The sequence below is a fragment of the Alcaligenes phenolicus genome (assembly GCF_032063905.1).
GTDB lineage: Bacteria > Pseudomonadota > Gammaproteobacteria > Burkholderiales > Burkholderiaceae_B > Alcaligenes > Alcaligenes phenolicus.
The window spans coordinates 113,345-130,813 of record NZ_DAMBOE010000007.1 but is presented as its reverse complement, the minus strand read 5'-3'; the positions used below and the strand labels follow the sequence as shown (position 1 = coordinate 130,813).

Here is a 17,469-nt window from a genome sequence, read left to right as displayed (position 1 = left end):
GTCAGTTCACAATCGACTGACCGACTGTTAGACAGACACAAGCTCAGCTATCTGTCCCTCGCCTCTCTATAGATATTGGCCCAGGTAAGCCCAAACCGCTGCCTGGGCCTCACACTGTCTGAGGGGCCAATAAGATTCATATAGAAACCTGGCATATTGCGGCATGATCTGATGCATTCGGGTGTCGGAAAACCATCAGAGGGAAACCCGTCGCTTGCGTTCCAGTAGTCAACGAGTCCGCCAAGCAGGGCCCTACCCTCCCTAATCCACCTGCAAACCAATCTTGTAGGCCAAGGCCCCAAATCGGTCGATGTCGTTCCAGATCATGGCCTTGAAGCCACTGGCTTGTGCTAATTCATTGCCTTCTTGCGGCGTATAACCCAATGCCAGCAACTGCGATTGCATGGCCGGGTCCGTCAGGGCTTTTTGCACGACGCGATTCAGCGTATTGATAATGTGTTCAGGCGTGTGAGACGGAGCCAACAGGCCGTGCCATTGGTCAAGCTCGAAATCACTATGACTGACTTCAGCCACGGTTGGTACTTTAGGGAGAACGGGGCTGCGTTGGGCAGAGGTGACGGCCAAAGCGCGCAAGTGTCCGGACTCGATCAAGGTAGCCGCGCTGGACAAGGTCACGATGCCTAAAGGCACCTGACCCGCGACCACATCGTTCAAAGCGGGGCCGCAGCCGCGATACGGAATATGCAGCAAGGCCGTGCCTCGCAAGTCATAGAGCATCTCTCCGGCCAGATGCTGAGGAGTGCCATTTCCGCAGGACGCATAAGCCAAGGCCGGTTCGGACTGCTGCTCCAGAACTTGTTCCAGATTCTGAATATCCGAGCCGTGTCCGGTCACGATCACGGAGGGCACAAATCCTATATTCGCAATCGGCGCAAAGTCTTCTTTGGGTTTGAAGCCCAGGTTACGAAATACGCCAGGATTGATGGCAAAAGAGCTATTGGCCATCAGCAAGGTGTAGCCGTCAGCGCGGGCATAAGCTACCGCCCGCGCACCAATATTGCCGCTGGCACCAGGTCGGTTGTCGATAATAACGGGTTGGCCCAGCGCCCTTTCCAGCCTGGGGCCCAGTTTGCGGGCCAGCAAGTCGGTCCCGCCGCCAGGCGGAAAGGTGACGATCACGGTAATCGGCTTGAGGGGATATTTCACAGCCTGCTCGGCTGCCACCTCCTTTGCCTGCGCCACTGGATTACCCAAGCCTAGCGCCACCATGCCCAGCAAGGCGGCTGCTGCCGCCCGCTTACCCACCTGAAAACCCGTCATTACAGCCAACACGTTTCTCTACTCAAGCGTCCAGACCAATATCCAGTACACGTGCACTGTGCGTAATCCAGCCCACTGCGATTCGGTCTACACCGCAACGGGCTATTTCTACTGCTGTTTCAGGAGTGATACGGCCAGAGGCTTCTGTTTTGGCTCGGCCTGCCACGCGGGCCACGGCCTCGGTCAAGGTTGCGGTGTCCATATTGTCCAGAAGAATGCTGTCCACACCCAGTTCCAGCACTTCATCCAGTTGCTCCAGGGTATCGACTTCCACCTCAATGCAAACCAGATGGCCGATATAGGCTCGGGCTGCTTCCACAGCGGCTTTGACTCCCCCGGCAACGGCGATGTGGTTGTCTTTGATCAGTACCGCGTCATCCAGACCAAAGCGATGGTTGCTGCCGCCACCGACTCGAACCGCGTATTTCTGCACAGCGCGCAGGCCGGGCATGGTTTTACGGGTGCAAGTGACTTTAGTCCCGTAAGGCGCAATCGCGCGGGCAATGGAGGCAGTTGCCGATGCCACGCCACTTAAATGCCCCAGGAAATTCAAGGCGCAGCGCTCTGCCGTCAGCATGGAACGGGCCGAGCCGCTGATGACCGCAATCTGTGCACCCGGAGTCAGGACATCGCCATCTTGCAGTTGGGCCTCGAAGCGCAGCGTAGGGTCCAGCAAGGTAAAGGCCAGACGAGCCAGATCCAGGCCAGCCAACACACCTTGCTCGCGGGCCACCAGGCGCATTTGCGTGCGCGTTGCTGCGGGAACGATGGAATCCGTCGTCAGATCACCGGCGCGGCCCAAGTCTTCTTGCAAGGTGGCGCGCACCAAGGGTTCCAGAATGACGTCGGGCAAGGAAGGAATACGGTGAGCTCGTGTCTCTGCAGCTTGCGCTGTCGGCTCGGGGGCATTAATTATGCTCATTATGAGTATTTAAATCGCTAAAAATAAGGCCTAATGGCACGGTGCATTTATGCTATTCCTGAGCATAAGCACTGTCAAGCCATAGGCCCGCCTTTTAACGCGCTTGTTTCGCCAGCGGCAATTTACTGCCCGAGATCGCCCGTTCAAACAAAACGTCCCCACGGAAGCGAAACAATTTGGCGGGTCGGCCTGAACCACCCACACTCATGGCGCCGGTTTCTTCCACCAGGGCTTGCTGTTCAATCAAACGGCGAAAGTTCTGCTTATGCAGTCCCCGCCCTGCCAGGGCTTCCACGGCCTGCTGCAATTGCAGCAAGGTGAACTCGGGCGGCATCAATTCAAACACAACAGGACGGTATTTGATTTTGGCGCGTAGACGCGCCAGGCCGGTGGCTAGAATACGGCGGTGATCGTGGCGCATGCCCAGGCCCAGCTCGTAATGCTTGCCCAGCTCCTGCTGTTCACGCTGGCGACGGCGACAGGACTCGGGCAACAAGCCCGCTTCATACAACAGCTCGTAGCGCTGCAAGACAAAGTCCTCGTTCCAGATCGACCCTTCCAGGCCAAAGCTGTAATTGACGCGCTGGCGGCGCAAGGCCCGCAAGGATTCGTCCTGCTCGCACCAGTCCAGCAAGGCAGGCACGATGGTTTTCTGAATAATGTCCGGTGCACCATCACGTCGGTCCTCCCACGGGAAGTAACGGTAGCAGTCTTGCCAGATCACCTGGGCCACATCCGGCTGGCCCACTTCACGCGTCAGCCCGACATAGCTGACCGACACAATACGCGTGCCCTGGGCGTCAAAACGATCCCTGTCTGCAAAGGTATACAGCTGCTCCACATACCCCACCGGGTGATGGGTTTGGGTTTCCACCCAATCGCGCAGCCCCGTTTGCAAAGAGCGGTGCGTGTGCTGAAACGGTCCGGCGGGCAAGGCTTGGCCGGCATCCGTGGTCAAGACACGGGGCTCGCCATCGGTGACAGCCACTAAAACAGCCACCAGTTCAGCACTGACTACAGGTTCCTGCGTATCGATCACATATTCTCCTTCTGAATCGCGCCAGCGCGCGTCTGGCGGATTATAAGCGAGGCCCGCCCTGCTCCGGCGGGCGGCAGGGACGCTATCCGAAATTACAGTGGGTACCTTATTTTCAGATGATCAAATTATGACCCATGAACATCTAAGCCTAAAGAAATTCGCCTGCCTGCCGTTAAGCGTTTGAACTGTATGTGTTTGCCATAAATGACAAGCAAGCGCTCAGTCAGAGGCCGGATCAGACAACAGTTTCACGCTTTGTTCTGCTCCGCCATTCGCAAAAATAGAAGGTTTCTGACAATTCAGGTCGATCACGGACAGACAGAAGCCTATGCCCCGTTTTTGCATGGCCCATGCGGGCTTGACGGCCCCCCGCGTCCCCTTTGTTGTTCTCCTCCAGGATGATGAATGCGTAAGAATTTCCCCATTACCCAGGACGAGGTTCGTGTCCGGGCCGATCAGTACCTTATTTCAAAAACTGACCTGAAAGGTCGGATCACCTACGCGAATGCAGCCTTTATTGCGATCAGTGGCTTCACCCGTGAGGAGCTGATCGGCAAGGCCCATAACCTTGTCCGCCACCCCGACATGCCCCCCGAGGCTTTCCAGGATTTCTGGGATACCTTGCAAAGCAAGCGCCCCTGGATGGGCGTGGTAAAGAATCGCCGCAAGGACGGCGGTTTTTACTGGGTGTACGCCATGGCGGTGCCTATTTACGAAAATGGCACCGTCGCTGGCTATGCTTCGGTACGCGTAAAACCCAGCCAGGAACAAATCGACGAGGCCGAAAGCCTGTACGCCGCCATTAATGAAGGCCGCGCCAAAGGTGTACGCTTGCATGAAGGCCGTGCTGTGCCTACCGGTTGGCGCAAGGCCTTGAGTCAGTTGCGCCGCCCTTTCAGCAATTCCTTGCGTGCCAGCCTGTTCCGTATGGGTACCCTGGCTCTGGCCACGACCGGCACCGCCCTGTACTTCGCCCTGACAGGTGGCGTACCCCAAGGCTCGGGTTTGTGGCTGACAGGTGGCTTGTGCCTGGCCAGTGCCGTGATGATGGGTTACGGCTGGCTGATTGCCCAGCGTGTGATCCGCCCTCTGGACCAGGCCTCCCTGATCGCCCAGCAAATTGCCACCGGCAACTTGCAGCTGGATATTGACATCAACTCCAGCGAAAGCAATTCGGAAATTGGCCAGCTCTACTTCTGTCTGGATTTGATGCGCAAGAGTCTGGTGGGAATTGCCAGTGATGCACGCACCGGGATTGATGCCTCTATCCATGCGGCCCGCATTCTGGAAGTCAACAATACCAATCTGGCATCGCGTACTGAAGACCAGGCCGCGTCCTTGCAGGAAACCGCCGCCAGCATGGAAGAACTGACGGTAACCGTGCGTCAGAACGCCGATAACGCCAATCAGGCCAGCCAGTTGGCCGATGCCAGTATGCAGATTGCTCAGCGTGGCGGCGAAGTGGTCAATGAAGTGGTGCAGACCATGCAAGGCATTCACGACAGCTCGCGCCGCATTGGCGATATTGTCACCGTCATTGAAGGCATTGCCTTCCAGACCAATATTCTGGCACTGAACGCGGCAGTGGAATCGGCCCGCGCCGGTGAAGCTGGTCGTGGCTTTGCCGTGGTGGCTGGTGAAGTGCGCAGTCTGGCCCAGAAGAGTTCCCAAGCTGCTGGCGAGATCAAGAACCTGATTGATGCCTCGGTCAGCCGTATGGCCGTGGGTGCCGAACAAGCTGCCCGCGCGGGCGCCACCATGGGTGAGGTCGTGGACTCGGTAAAACGTGTCACGGATATTATTGGCGAGATCTCCACCGCGTCGATCGAGCAGGCCAGCGGTCTGGATCAGATCAACGAGGCTATGGCCAAGATGGATGGGGTCACCCAGCAGAATGCCGCCCTGGTACAGGATCTGGGCAACACCATGAGCGACCTGGCCTCCGAAGCCTCCGAGCTGGCCGATGCCATCAAGGCCTTGAATACCGGCTCAGTCGATTCCAACCAAAGTGCTCCTGCTTTGGCTCAGTTGAGCAAGGCTCCCACCATGCAGGTACTGTCCTACCAGAACACGCAGCCCTTTCAGGCTCAAAGTGCCAAAACAGCGAACGCCCGCCTGGAAGCGATTCGCCGCTAAACCATAAAATCAGGATCGGCAGCGGCTCTGCTGATCCTGATAAAACTGACAGCTAGACAAAACAATAATTCCGGGATCAGTTTTGATACCCGGAATACTTGAAAATAATAATTAATAATAAAATCAAGGAAGTAGACCACGGGAACCTTGCCCTGAAACCCTGGGTTTTGCTTGTCATTGCCTTGACACATTTAGACTCTAATACAAATACTAGGTAACAAAATTGAGTCAATATGCAACATAATGATCTGTCCTTTTCCGCCTACGTCTTTAACAGGGCCAGATCATGCGTGAAAACCAAGCCATTACGTCTCATGAAACACAGGTACCCGAAAAAACCTATTTAATCTCCAAAACAGACCTGAAGGGGCGCATCATCTACGCCAATCCGGTCTTTATCGAGGTTAGCGGCTACAGCCATGATGAGCTGATCGGGGCACCCCACAATATCGTGCGTCACCCCCACATGCCGGCCGTGATTTTTCAGGATTTATGGCAGACCCTCAAGCAACAACGATCCTGGTCGGGGCTGATCAAGAACCGCCGCAAAGACGGCGGCTTTTACTGGGTGAAGGCCCGCGTCATTCCTTTAATAGAAAATGGCCGCGTCAATGGCTATGCCTCGGTACGGGTACGCGCCCAGCCCAAAGAGATCAGGGAAGCAGAATATTTGTACCACTCCATCCAGCAGCAAGGGTTGCGCGGCTTTCGTCTGCATGAAGGCCAGTTGCAAGCCAGAGGCTGGCGCTCTGTCCTGAACACCCTGCTTCAACCCTTGAACCGCAGCCTGCGCGCCAGCTTGCTACGCTTCGGGATTCTGACGGGCGGCCTGGTGACCTTGAGCGTCGGTTTGCTATTGGGCAGCGGCGCATCCGGCACCTATCTGACCGCCGGGCTGGCCTCGCTGGGGGTGCTCAGTCTGGCCACCTTGGCCTATGGCTGGATTGTGACCCAGCGCATGATGCAGCCCCTGCACAGTGCCACCCATATCGCTCAACAAATTGCGACGGGCAATTTGCTGATCGACCTGAACCCGCAACACACCCGTAGCCAGGAAATTGCACAGCTGTATTTCTATATGGACATGATGCGCAAGAGCCTGCTGAGCCTTGCCCGCGACGTGCATCAGGGCATACAGGCCTCGCTGGATGTGTCCACACAGATTGAGGACGGCAACCGCCAGTTATCCCACCGTACTGCCGCCCAATCCGGTTCCTTGCAGCGCACGGCTGCAAATATGGAGCAGCTGACCATGAATGTGCAGCAGACAGCGGACAATGCCAGGCTGGCCAATCAACTGGCCGACCAGAGCCTGTCTACCGCAAGGCGTGGGGGCGAAGTGGTGCAGGACATGGTCAGCACCATGCAGGACATCCACAATAGCTCCGAGCGCATTGGCGATATTGTGTCGATTATTGAAGGGCTGGCGTTTCAGACGAATATTCTGGCGCTGAATGCAGCCGTGGAATCCGCCCGTGCGGGCGAGGCCGGCAAAGGGTTTGCTGTCGTGGCCGGTGAAGTACGCAGTCTGGCGCAGAAAAGTGCGCAGGCCGCCGGGGAAATCAAGAACCTGGTGGAAGACTCCTTGAAGCGCATGGCAACCGGCGCCCATCATGCCAAACGGGCCGGTTCTACCATGGATGAAATCATGCAGTCCGTCTCCGATGTGACGCATCTGATCAGCGAAATCTCCACGGCCTCCAATGAGCAAGCCAGCGGTTTGGCGCAGATTAACGACGCTGTCTCCACCATGGACAGCGATACCAATGACAACGCCGATCTGGCTCGTAATTTGGGAGTGACAGTGCATGAGCTCAGCCGTCAGGCACAAGAGCTGAAACTGTCCATCCAGCTTCTGAATACGGGGTCGACTGGCCGTTCTACCTACGCCCCCGACCCGAACGCCACCCAGGAGCCAGTTCCCTTGCTGAAAGTTGCCTGATAAGAAAGCCGTGGGGGCAAAGCGCTGAGCGTCTCGCTGCCCCGCCCCCTCCTACTCCTGCCTCGATAAGGCAGCGGATTCAGCCCACTCGGGTCAGAAATGCTCTGCCCTGTTTTCCAGGCACGGCCAAGGCGCTGACAGGACGCTGATCTGGCAGGCTCTTTTTAGACCAAACCAAGTAACAGAATCGCGTGCAGGCCTACGCCAACCAAACCGCCCACCACCGTGCCATTAAAGCGTATGTATTGCAGATCCGTGCCCACGGTCAGCTCCAGCTCGCGCACCAGTTGCCTGTCATCCCATTGACGCACGGTGCGCGAGATATGGTCTTTGGCCCCTTCACGTAGTTGCTCGGCCAGGCCCGCTGCTGCGGACAGCATGTGTTCATTCAAGGTTTCACGCAGCGTCGCATCCGTATTCAAGCGTGTCCCCAAATCCTGCGCCACCTGACGCAGATGAGCCGCCACAGAAGAATCCTCTTTGGCCAGATCATTGCGCACAACACGCATCACATCCGTCCAGACGCCATCAATGTACTCACCCACATCTTTATGGTGCAAAAAGCGCTGCTTGATCGCCTCTACCTGCTCCATCAAGTCCGGGTCCTGACCCAGGCGCTGGATATAGTCGTGTACCCATTGCTCGTAATCCTTGCGCAAGGGGTGCTCGGGCTCGCTCAAAATGGTTTGCACTTCATCCACCAGAGCCCGCGCCAGACGGTCGGCCATCTTGCCCGATAACTCGTCTACCGAAGTCACTACCCCGACCATGGCCAGCAGCTTGGGCCACTCCCGCTGAGCGTAGCGCACCAATAGATCAGCCACACGCTGTTTGACTGCCTCGTTGGACAAATAGCCACCCAATTGCTGCAAGACTTCGTCCAGCAGGCGCTGGTGTCGGGCATTGCGCGTCAACAAGCCCAGAATCTGGGAGCTGGAACCGGCCATGTCCACCCGCATCAAGTAACCACGTACGCCATCGGTCAGTGCTTGTTTAACGCTGCGCTCGTCCAGCAGGCGCAGAGCCTCGCCCATGGCAGTTTGCAAGGCACGGCTGACACGTTCGCTTTGTTCAGGTTGCGACAGCCACTGCCCCAAACGCGCTGCCGGGTCCAGGCTGCGCAGCTTTTCCAGCAACATGGCGGAGTCCAGAAAGTGGTCGCGTACAAAGACGCCCAGGCTTTCACCCAGGCTGTTTTTCTTGTTGGGAATGATCGCAGTATGTGGAAACGGCAGGCCCAGCGGGTGGCGGAACAAGGCCACGACGGCAAACCAGTCTGCCAACGCACCGACGGTGGCGGCCTCGCTAAAGGCACGCAACCAGGGCCAAAATCCGGCAATGGGCGCCGCCTCGCCCTGCCGCATCATGGCGTGGCTTAGCAGGAACAGGCAGATAGTCAGCGCCAGCAAAGCCAATGCGCTGCGCTTCATGCGACGCAGGCGGCGTTCGGGCGAGTCAGGGCGAGAGGATGATGTAGACATTTCCACAGTCTATGCGTAGTTCAATAGCCGCATGCAATAACCTCTTATTGTGAGCCAATCTTGCTGTCCTGCGCAAAACCCCCGCACGAGGAGAAGTGTCATAGTCCTTTCACCTTAAGCCACTAGCATGAGCGCTACCCCTACAACTCAGCCTTGGCGCTATTTATCACTATGAGCAAACATATCTCCGACAAGACTGTTCGTAACGCTAGTCAGAACACCCCTTTTAGTGAAATCCTGGAACGAAGCATGACTCGCCGCGCCGTGATGCGTGGTGGCCTGGCAGCCGCCCTGGCCACCATGAGCAGCTTTGGTCTGGCTGGTTGCGATAACAGCAGCACAGGAGGCAATTCCACTGATAACGGCGGCGAGAACCCGAAACCCGGTCCCGGCCCTGATCCGGAACCACCAGCAAGCGTCAAACTGGGTTTTGAATCCCTGCCCACCTCCATGACCGACGGCTGTGTCGTACCTCCCGGCTACATCGCCCATGTACTGGCCCCATGGGGTACGCCAATCAATGACAATGCCCTGCCCTGGGACAAGAACGGCAATAACAGCTCCAACGACTTGCTCAACTCCATGGGCATGCACCATGACGGCATGCACTTCTTCCCTCTGGAAGGAAGCTCTACCGAGGGCTTGCTGGCCGTCAACCACGAATACATTGATGAAAAAGCCCTGCACCCCAATGGGCCGACCCTGGTCAATGGCAAGCGCCCGGCAGAAGAAGTACGCAAGGAAATCAACGCCCACGGCGTGGCCATCATCCATATTCGTCGTACCAATGGCCGCTGGGACATCGTTCAGAACTCGCGCTACAACCGCCGCTTCACCTCGGCCACGGCCATGAAACTGGCTGGCCCTGTGGGTGGCACGGACTGGGTCAAGACCCCCTTCTCGCCCAACGGCACGCAAGTGCGCGGCACCAACAATAACTGCGGTAACGGCACCACGCCCTGGGGCACTTACATCACCGCTGAAGAGAACTGGGCAGCCTGCTTTGTCAACACCGGCATCCGCCCGCCTCACCAGCAGCGTGTGGGCGTATCGGCTGGCCCCGTTGGCCGCTACCAGTGGGAAACGGCTGCCAAGGATCCTTCGGAAGTCCTGGGCGAATTCGCCCGCTTTAACGTGACCGCAACAGGCGCCAGCGCCACCGAGGACTGGCGCAACGAAGTCAACGGTTTTGGTTACCTGGTCGAGATCGACCCTTACGACCCCAGCAGCATTGCCACCAAGCGCACCTCCATGGGTCGCTTCGCCCACGAAGGCTGTGCCTACAGCAAGCCCGAAGCCGGCAAACCCCTGGCTTTCTATAGTGGCGACGATTCGCGCTTTGAATACGTTTACCGCTTCGTGTCCGAAGCGAACTGGGACCCGAAAGACGCCCAGCGCACGGATCGCCTGGCCGTGGGCGCCAAGTATCTGGACAAGGGCACCTTGTATGTCGCCCGCTTCAACGAAGACGGTTCGGGCGAATGGCTGGCACTGACGGGCTCTACCAAAGGCAAGGATGGCGGCACCTTGGCTGACAAGTTCAAAACCTTGGAAGAAATCCTGATCAATACCCGGGGCGCCGCTGACTTTGTCGGTGCCACCCCGATGGATCGACCCGAGTGGACGGCTACCCACCCCAGCAATGGCGACATCTACCTGACGCTGACCAATAACACCAGCCGCAACGCGTCCACTGGCACCAACCCCGCGAACCCGCGCCTGAACAACGTCAACGGTCACATCATCCGCTGGCACGACGAACCCGGTTCAAACAAGTTCAAGTGGGATATCTTCGTATTCGGCTCGGACTCGGGTGCGGACGCAGACACCAACCGCTCCGGCCTGACCGACCTGAACCAGTTGGCCAGCCCCGACGGCCTGGGCTTCGACAGCCGTGGCATTCTGTGGATTCAGACCGACAACGGCATCGACGGCGGACGCAAGAACAATGTTGCGCGCGCCACCAACGACCAGATGCTGGCCGTGATTCCAGGTGCCTTGGCGGACAGCTCGGGCACCGGCCCGGCCATCAACGCCAGCAACCAGTCCGATCTGCGTCGCTTCTTTGTAGGCCCGAACGAAGCCGAAATTACCGGCTTTTCCATGACGCCCGACCACACCAGCCTGTTCCTGAACATTCAGCACCCCTCGAACTGGCCGGCCTACGACACGCATGACGCCACGGTAGTCAGCATGAACACGGTACGCCCGCGTTCTTCGACCGTCGTCATCCAACGTGCGGATGGCAAGCCTATTGCCGTGTAAGCGCAAGGGCGGGTTCCTTATTTAAATCCGCCCAAGCCAGTTTTTTCTTAAGTTTTTACAATGCGGGGCCGTCAATAGATGGCCCCGCTGCTTTTTTTGACTGCGCACCTCAAACAAGGCCTCTGGATTGTCTGCTGCGGCACAGCGCTATCTGCTCCATTTCCAGGCAGCGAACTGGAAAAATCAGAATTCAGAGTCGGAAAACGAAAGCAAACAGGCTGCTCTGCACACCGGGTCGTCATGCTTGAAGCCGCGTAATTCAAGGCATCAAGACAAAGCTGAGAAAATTTTCTCAACAGGCCCCTAAAGAGTTTTTTGCCCCATCCGTTAATGGTGCTGTACAGGAAGAACGCAATGTGTCGAATGCGCGATCAGCCCCCTGGGGCCTAGCAGAACGCCAACGCTTTCCTGGGCAAAGGGCGAAACCGTTTCGCCGCTCTACTCAACATTGGGAGTTACCATGGCTGTTATCAACACCAATTACCTGGCTCAGGTTTCGCAGAACAACCTGAACAAATCTCAGAACTCGCTGGGCACCGCCATTGAGCGCCTGTCCTCCGGCCTGCGTATCAACAGCGCTAAAGACGACGCCGCCGGCCAAGCTATTGCCAACCGCTTCACAGCCAACATCAACGGCCTGACGCAAGCTGCTCGTAACGCCAACGATGGTATCTCCATCGCTCAGACCACTGAAGGTTCGTTGAACGAAATCAACGAAAACTTGCAGCGTATCCGTACTCTGACAGTTCAAGCCTCCACAGGCTCCAACTCTGATTCCGATCTGCAATCCATTCAGAACGAAATCAATGAGCGTCTGTCTGAAATCAACCGTGTCTCCAAAGAGACTCAGTTCAACGGTAAATACGTACTGGGCGATGACGCAGCCAAACTGACCGTTCAAGTTGGTGCAAACGACGGCGAGACCATTACTATCGATTTGGCAAAAATTGATAGCAAAACATTGTCTTTGGATGGTTTCACTGTTAGTGGCTTGTCTAGCTCTATCACAGAGTTTTCCAGCACCGCAGCTGGCGTTACTACAACAGCCCAAGCCAATATCACAACAACCGGCGCTCTGGCCGGTAAAGAGGTATCTCTACATTCCTACAAAGACGGTGCTACCACCAACTATGTAGTGAAAGATGAGTCTGGCAATATGTACCAGCTGGATGCAAGCAAGGTAGATACCGCAACGGGTGCAGTAACCGTTGATTTCGCTGATGCTGATGAACTTGCCACAGCGAAGGCAGCATACGATGCTGATGCTAAAGCTGGCCTGACTGGCACATCTAAGCCACTGGAAGCACTGGATAACGCTCTGCAAAAAGTAGACGACCTGCGTAGCCACCTGGGTGCTATTCAAAACCGTTTCCAATCGACAGTCTCCAACCTGAACAACACTGTGAACAACTTGTCCGCAGCTCGTTCACGCATTGAAGATGCAGATTACGCAGTTGAAGTGTCCAACATGACACGTGCTCAGATTCTGCAACAAGCAGGTACTTCTGTGTTGGCCCAGGCTAACCAAGTTCCACAGACCGTGTTGTCGCTGCTGCGTTAATCACACGCATTAAACGTCATGCGAGTTTCAAGCATTAAATAGTTAGCAAACAAGCATTTACTTTGCTTGATACCCGGTTTGCCACTGCCGTTTGGCTCAGGCAATGCATGACTAGAAACAGCTTTCCACTTAACACTGGAAGGCTGTTTTTTTACGTATTTTTCTATGCAGGGGAGTCGAGAATGAACGCGAAAGTAGACGCACTTCAAAATCTAGCCCAAGAAGCTATGCGAGATGGCTCTATTAGCCCGCAAGCCTTACAAGCTCTTATCGAGAAAATAAAACAAACTCGAGTTCACATCCTATTGGTTGGTGCTACCGGAGCTGGGAAAAGCTCCACTATCAATGCCTTGTTTAATACCCAGCACGCCAAAGTAGGCATCGGCACCGACCCCGAAACTAAAGAAATCGCTCAATACGAGCTAGATAACATTACCCTTTGGGATACTCCTGGACTGGGAGAATCGCCTGATGCTGATAAACGTCACATTTCGAGTTTACGCGCTAAACTAAACGAAAAAGATGCAAAAAACAATCTATTAATTGACCTCGTTCTCTTGATTGTTGATGGATCTAATAGGGATATGAGCAGTACTTTTACACTCCTAGAAGAAGTCATTATCCCTGGACTTGAAAAAGAAACGGACCGCCTACTCGTTGCCATCAACCAAGCCGACTTGGCTATGAAAGGGAAGCATTGGAATCACCATCTAAACCAGCCGCAGGGGCCGCTTGTAAGTTTTTTAGAAGATAAGGTGGAGTCTATAAAAAAACGCATTTTGGAATCTAAAGGAATTTCCATTAGCCCCATCTATTACAGCGCTGGTAATCTGGATGATAGCGGCACACAAAAACCATACAATCTAGCCAAATTAATGACATTCATCCTAGAGCATGTAAAGACCAAAAAGAGGCTTGTTTTTTTACAGGATATTAATAATAAAAAAGAAAATTTTGAATCCAACGACAACACTAACTATGGAAAAAAAATTGAGGATATTTTTATAGACTCTTGGCTAAAAAACATTGGTGATTTTCTGGCAGAAACTGCAAAAGCAGCCGCAGGCGTTATAAAAGAGGTGGTTACATCACCCGCCGTCACAAACGCCCTAACCAACGCCTTACTGAAATTATTGAAATTCAAATAATATGGCCTACCGAGACGACCAGGACCTTCGCTTCCTCCAGCATGCAGCAGATAAAGATCTAAATGACTTAGTCCAAGTACTTATTTATGACAAGGACGGCAAAAAACGCTATAGCGAAAATCTCTCCGAAAAAGCCACATACAAAAAAAACACACCAAAACACAGCAGATACTGGCAAGACATTGCGGAAGAAATCCAGCGCTTCGGCGCAAACGGAATCATCACCAATATTTTCCGTGGAGGTAAAGGCATTCTATACAGGGAAGTCCTTTGTGACGTTTGCGAAAAGATGGACGTCAACTTCAACAAAGATGCACCCGTCTACCTGATTGAAGAAAATCTTCTGATGAAGATCCTTTCTACCTCACTAGAAAAAATGTCAGAGGCTGATATCAATGAGCTTGCCAGAAGCCTAGGCTTAAAAAACAAAGACCTTATTTCAGCCGAAGTTCTACTAGCCTCATTCCAAACCATTTTCTTGGCCGGAGGTTTCAAGTCTTATCAATTAACCTTAGTGATCGTAAATGCAATCTCAAACGCGTTATTTGGACGAGGCCTGGCCTTGGCAGGCAACGCGATGCTGACACGCACAGCCAGCATACTCACAGGCCCCATTGGCTGGGCAATCACAGGGGTTTGGACTGCCATTGACCTCGCTGGCCCTGCATACAGAGTGACCATCCCCGCCGCAATCCAAGTCGCGGTACTGCGTAAAAAACAAGCGCTGACCATGGATGATTTAGCGAAAGATTTAGGTGAGGCTCTGGGATAAGCTATACAGCGAGCAAGAATGCGTTCCCTGATAGGTGTTTCTTTTTATAGCAACACCTGAAACTCTGCACTATCAGAGATCGCATCCCACTGGTCTTTAGCCAAGCTGGCACGGATACGGACCACGGCTTGGCTACGCAATTGGGATACGCGTCCTTCTGTCACCCCCAACACCAGAGCGATTTCTTTCTGGTTCAGGTCTTGCTCGAACTGCAGGGAAAACAGCAGTTTTTCGCGTTCGGGCAGATGGTCGATGGCTGTAATCAAGGCTTGGCGCAAGCCTTGGGAGGTCAGCAGGTTCAGGGGGTTATCGAAGTAAGCCTGTTCGCGCGTGCTGTCTTCCAGAAACTCCAGCGCATCGGCGGAGGGATCGGCATGGCGCTTCAGGTCTTCGTAGTGAATAACCTGTACCCCGACCGCCTCGTCCAGCAGCTCGTAGTAATCGTCCATGCTCATGGACAGGACTTCGGCAATTTCCGGCTCGGTGGGCTCGCGCAGCAGTTCCTGGCGCAGATTGCTGACCGCCACTTCAATCTGGCGTGCTTTGGTGCGCACGCTGCGCGGCAGCCAGTCCTGGCTGCGCAGCTCGTCCAGCATGGCACCACGGATTCGGGTGACGGCGTAGGTCTCGAACTGGGCCTCGGCCACAACCTGATAACGGCGTATGGCGTCCAGCAAGCCCATCATGCCAGCCTGCATCAAATCATCCAGTTCGACGCTGGGGGGCAGGCGCGACACGAGCTGGAGCGCTTGGCGGCGCACCAATGGGGCGTACTGCTCAACCAGGACATCTTCTGAACGAGGCATGGACGGGCACGAATCCGGACAATAAAGATTGAGCTATTTTGCCTGCCGGCCCCGCCCTACAGTCCCTAAATCAAACAGTCTTTCGCCATCTTATTCAGGCTTTCAAAGGGCTGAAAGCAGGCGAAAACGAAAATTTCTCCTAAAGATACGCACGGGAGTGCCGTTATTGGAGCGATACAGGTGCCAAGCCCTCATGGAGCGGGTCTGCCACCAAGCCCCTTTTGGAGTGATGTCATGATCAGCTCAGTTTCATCTCAAACGACGGCCTTGGTGCCCCTAGCTTCCCCGGTGGAGCAAAACCCTGGCGCCCCTATTCCGTCGGCGGCCACTACGGTGCCCCCCATCAAGGAAAGCAGCACTGATACCCAGTTGCAACAGCGCTGGCCCGACAAGCGCGAACCGGTCCCCGGCATGGTCAACACGCTGGACGACACCCTGGACCAGATCAACAACTCCTTGCAAGCCTGGTCCACGGGCATTCGCTTCAATATGGATGACGAGGCCCAGCGTCTGGTGGTCTCCGTTGTGGACAACAAAACCGGCGAGGTGCTGCGCACCGTCCCTTCCGACGCCGTTATCCAGATTGCCAAGATGATTGTTCAATTGCAGGGCAACACGGTCAGCGTGAAGGTTTAACAACCAAACTGGCATCGAAACCTCCCATTGACATGGGCTTTGCGCGCGGCACATTCGCGACAAAATAGGACACTAAAGGAGTATTTGATATGGCTATTTCTGCAATTGGCGTGGGCTCAGGACTTAAGCTGGACGAACTGCTGGAAGATCTGCGCAAGACGGAAAAAAAGAGCCTTGCTGTCATCCAGAACCGCCAGGTCGCTAATACCAATAAAATATCGGCTTACGGCCAGCTCAAAAGCGGCCTGTCTGACCTGCAAGCAGCTGCCAAAAAACTCAATTCCGTAGACTTGTACGGCGCAGTAAAGACCACTACCAACAGCGAAGACATCAAAGTCTCCGGCACAGCCAAAGCTGTCCCTGGTCAATACGTCATCAAAGTCAGTAATTTGGCTACCCGCCAAACACTGACCGCAGCAGAACAAGCTTCTCGTGACACTGCAATAGGTACAGACGGCAAGATTACCGTTACATTAGCTAATGGTAAGGAACACACACTCGATATGACCGGCAAGGACACGTCCTTGCAAGGTGTAATGAATGCGATCAATGCCGATGCCGAGTTGGGCATGAAAGCCACTATCATTAATACCGGAGCTGGCGACCAACCTTACCGTTTGCAATTGTCGGCTGCCGACACAGGTGAGGCCGCTTCCATTACTTCGATCAAGGTTGACGGCAACAACGAGCTAGGCAAACTACTGGACTTCAACTCAGGCAACCCAGCGGCCCTCGGTTTAACAGAAGTAGAGGCGATGAACGCCGAGTTAACCGTGAACGGCATTAAGATCAGCAGCGAAAGCAATACATTAAAAGACACCATTGAAGGCTTAGAAATTACGCTGAACAAAGCAAGTTCCGAAGCCATCAACATCGACGTCACTAAAGACAACACTAAGGCTGCAGAAGCCATCAAAGAATACGTTGCGGCTTACAACAAGTTCAATACATCCATTCGCGCACTAACCGCCTACAACCCCGATCTGAAGCAAGGCTCGGCCCTAACAGGTGACTCCTTAGCCCGCGAAGCCCAAAACGAAATGCGAGAAGCGACGTTGGGCCATGTAAACGGAGATGGGGAAATACGTACCCTGATTGGTCTTGGCATTAACCTTAACCCCAAAACCGGCGAGTTGGAGATTGATGACAAGAAGCTGGACGCCGCCTTGAAAAACAATATGGCTGACGTCCAGAAGATGTTTGTCGGCGAGCAAACCATTGCTGGTCGCGCTCAGAAAGCAGCAGAAGATTTTGTCAAAAAAGGCGGACGTATTGACAAGGCACAGGAAGGTGCTGAGAAGATCGGCAAAACCTTGCAGGATCAGTACGATACCGCCGACAAGCGCATCGAAGAAAAAATGGAAGCCTATCGCAAGCAGTTTGTCCAACTGGACGTCATGATCAACCGCATGCAAGGCACCAGCAATTACCTAAGCCAGCAACTGTCCATGCTGGGCAATATGAACAGCAATAAATAACC

Annotated in this window: 13 protein-coding genes; 8 read left to right on the top strand and 5 right to left on the bottom strand. The window is 54.7% G+C overall.

The genetic code is table 11. The features are described 5' to 3' along the window. Positions 1-261 precede the first annotated feature (261 nt). From U2949_RS14680 to U2949_RS14670, 3 genes are all read right to left on the bottom strand, one after another. Positions 262-1,281 (bottom strand): tripartite tricarboxylate transporter substrate binding protein, encoded by a 1,020-nt coding sequence (locus U2949_RS14680; protein WP_321288488.1) that lies wholly within the window; start codon positions 1,279-1,281, stop codon positions 262-264. Between the two features lie 22 nt (positions 1,282-1,303). Continuing rightward, positions 1,304-2,203 (bottom strand): carboxylating nicotinate-nucleotide diphosphorylase, encoded by a 900-nt coding sequence (gene nadC / locus U2949_RS14675; RefSeq protein ID WP_026484526.1) that lies wholly within the window; start codon positions 2,201-2,203, stop codon positions 1,304-1,306. Between the two features lie 94 nt (positions 2,204-2,297). Further along, positions 2,298-3,242, bottom strand: a complete 945-nt coding sequence (locus U2949_RS14670; protein ID WP_026484527.1) for an NUDIX hydrolase — start codon at positions 3,240-3,242, stop codon at positions 2,298-2,300. 405 nt (positions 3,243-3,647) lie between these two features. Here U2949_RS14670 and U2949_RS14665 point away from each other — a divergent pair, with 405 nt between their 5' ends. Continuing rightward, a complete protein-coding gene (locus U2949_RS14665) occupies positions 3,648-5,378 on the top strand; it encodes a methyl-accepting chemotaxis protein (protein WP_026484528.1) in 1,731 nt (576 codons plus the stop codon). Between the two features lie 286 nt (positions 5,379-5,664). Next, positions 5,665-7,320 (top strand): methyl-accepting chemotaxis protein, encoded by a 1,656-nt coding sequence (locus U2949_RS14660; protein WP_026484530.1) that lies wholly within the window; start codon positions 5,665-5,667, stop codon positions 7,318-7,320. 164 nt (positions 7,321-7,484) lie between these two features. Here the strand turns inward: U2949_RS14660 and U2949_RS14655 are convergent, their stop codons facing one another. Continuing rightward, a complete protein-coding gene (locus U2949_RS14655; protein ID WP_321288485.1) occupies positions 7,485-8,801 on the bottom strand; it encodes a DUF445 domain-containing protein in 1,317 nt (438 codons plus the stop codon). Positions 8,802-9,050: 249 nt separating this feature from the next. On the opposite strand from U2949_RS14655, the gene U2949_RS14650 reads away from it, so the two are divergent. The 4 genes from U2949_RS14650 (at position 9,051) to U2949_RS14635 (ending at position 14,547) form a co-directional block, all read left to right on the top strand. Further along, the gene (locus U2949_RS14650) at positions 9,051-11,066 is read left to right on the top strand and encodes a PhoX family protein (RefSeq protein ID WP_321288483.1); all 2,016 of its coding nucleotides are present in this window, start codon (positions 9,051-9,053) and stop codon (positions 11,064-11,066) included. A gap of 460 nt (positions 11,067-11,526) precedes the next feature. After that, a complete protein-coding gene (locus tag U2949_RS14645) occupies positions 11,527-12,627 on the top strand; it encodes a FliC/FljB family flagellin (protein ID WP_321288481.1) in 1,101 nt (366 codons plus the stop codon). A 182-nt stretch (positions 12,628-12,809) separates the two neighbouring features. After that, positions 12,810-13,775: a GTPase family protein gene (locus U2949_RS14640; RefSeq protein ID WP_321288479.1), complete on the top strand. Its 966-nt coding sequence runs from the start codon at positions 12,810-12,812 to the stop codon at positions 13,773-13,775. A 1-nt stretch (position 13,776) separates the two neighbouring features. Further along, positions 13,777-14,547: a YaaW family protein gene (locus U2949_RS14635; protein WP_321288478.1), complete on the top strand. Its 771-nt coding sequence runs from the start codon at positions 13,777-13,779 to the stop codon at positions 14,545-14,547. A gap of 44 nt (positions 14,548-14,591) precedes the next feature. Here U2949_RS14635 and U2949_RS14630 read toward each other — a convergent pair whose 3' ends face one another. Continuing rightward, complete coding sequence (locus U2949_RS14630; RefSeq protein ID WP_321288477.1) at positions 14,592-15,353, bottom strand: RNA polymerase sigma factor FliA; 762 nt, start codon at positions 15,351-15,353, stop codon at positions 14,592-14,594. A 234-nt stretch (positions 15,354-15,587) separates the two neighbouring features. On the opposite strand from U2949_RS14630, the gene U2949_RS14625 reads away from it, so the two are divergent. Together U2949_RS14625 and fliD are read left to right on the top strand one after the other, a co-directional pair. Next, positions 15,588-15,989 carry a flagellar protein FlaG gene (locus U2949_RS14625; RefSeq protein WP_321288476.1) on the top strand — a complete coding sequence of 134 codons (402 nt, stop codon included), beginning with the start codon at positions 15,588-15,590 and terminating at the stop codon, positions 15,987-15,989. A gap of 89 nt (positions 15,990-16,078) precedes the next feature. After that, positions 16,079-17,467, top strand: coding sequence for a flagellar filament capping protein FliD (gene fliD, locus U2949_RS14620; RefSeq protein ID WP_321288475.1), 1,389 nt, complete (start codon positions 16,079-16,081; stop codon positions 17,465-17,467). Positions 17,468-17,469 lie beyond the last annotated feature (2 nt).

What these genes read in the sequence shown, in the direction of transcription:
- U2949_RS14680 (WP_321288488.1), bottom strand. Translation starts at nt 1,281, where the DNA reads ATGACGGGTTTTCAGGTGGGTAAGCGGGCGGCAGCAGCCGCCTTGCTG.
- nadC (WP_026484526.1), bottom strand. Translation starts at nt 2,203, where the DNA reads ATGAGCATAATTAATGCCCCCGAGCCGACAGCGCAAGCTGCAGAGACA.
- U2949_RS14665 (WP_026484528.1), top strand. Translation starts at nt 3,648, where the DNA reads ATGCGTAAGAATTTCCCCATTACCCAGGACGAGGTTCGTGTCCGGGCC.
- U2949_RS14660 (WP_026484530.1), top strand. Translation starts at nt 5,665, where the DNA reads ATGCGTGAAAACCAAGCCATTACGTCTCATGAAACACAGGTACCCGAA.
- U2949_RS14655 (WP_321288485.1), bottom strand. Translation starts at nt 8,801, where the DNA reads ATGTCTACATCATCCTCTCGCCCTGACTCGCCCGAACGCCGCCTGCGT.
- U2949_RS14650 (WP_321288483.1), top strand. Translation starts at nt 9,051, where the DNA reads ATGACTCGCCGCGCCGTGATGCGTGGTGGCCTGGCAGCCGCCCTGGCC.
- U2949_RS14645 (WP_321288481.1), top strand. Translation starts at nt 11,527, where the DNA reads ATGGCTGTTATCAACACCAATTACCTGGCTCAGGTTTCGCAGAACAAC.
- U2949_RS14640 (WP_321288479.1), top strand. Translation starts at nt 12,810, where the DNA reads ATGAACGCGAAAGTAGACGCACTTCAAAATCTAGCCCAAGAAGCTATG.
- U2949_RS14635 (WP_321288478.1), top strand. Translation starts at nt 13,777, where the DNA reads ATGGCCTACCGAGACGACCAGGACCTTCGCTTCCTCCAGCATGCAGCA.
- U2949_RS14630 (WP_321288477.1), bottom strand. Translation starts at nt 15,353, where the DNA reads ATGCCTCGTTCAGAAGATGTCCTGGTTGAGCAGTACGCCCCATTGGTG.
- U2949_RS14625 (WP_321288476.1), top strand. Translation starts at nt 15,588, where the DNA reads ATGATCAGCTCAGTTTCATCTCAAACGACGGCCTTGGTGCCCCTAGCT.
- fliD (WP_321288475.1), top strand. Translation starts at nt 16,079, where the DNA reads ATGGCTATTTCTGCAATTGGCGTGGGCTCAGGACTTAAGCTGGACGAA.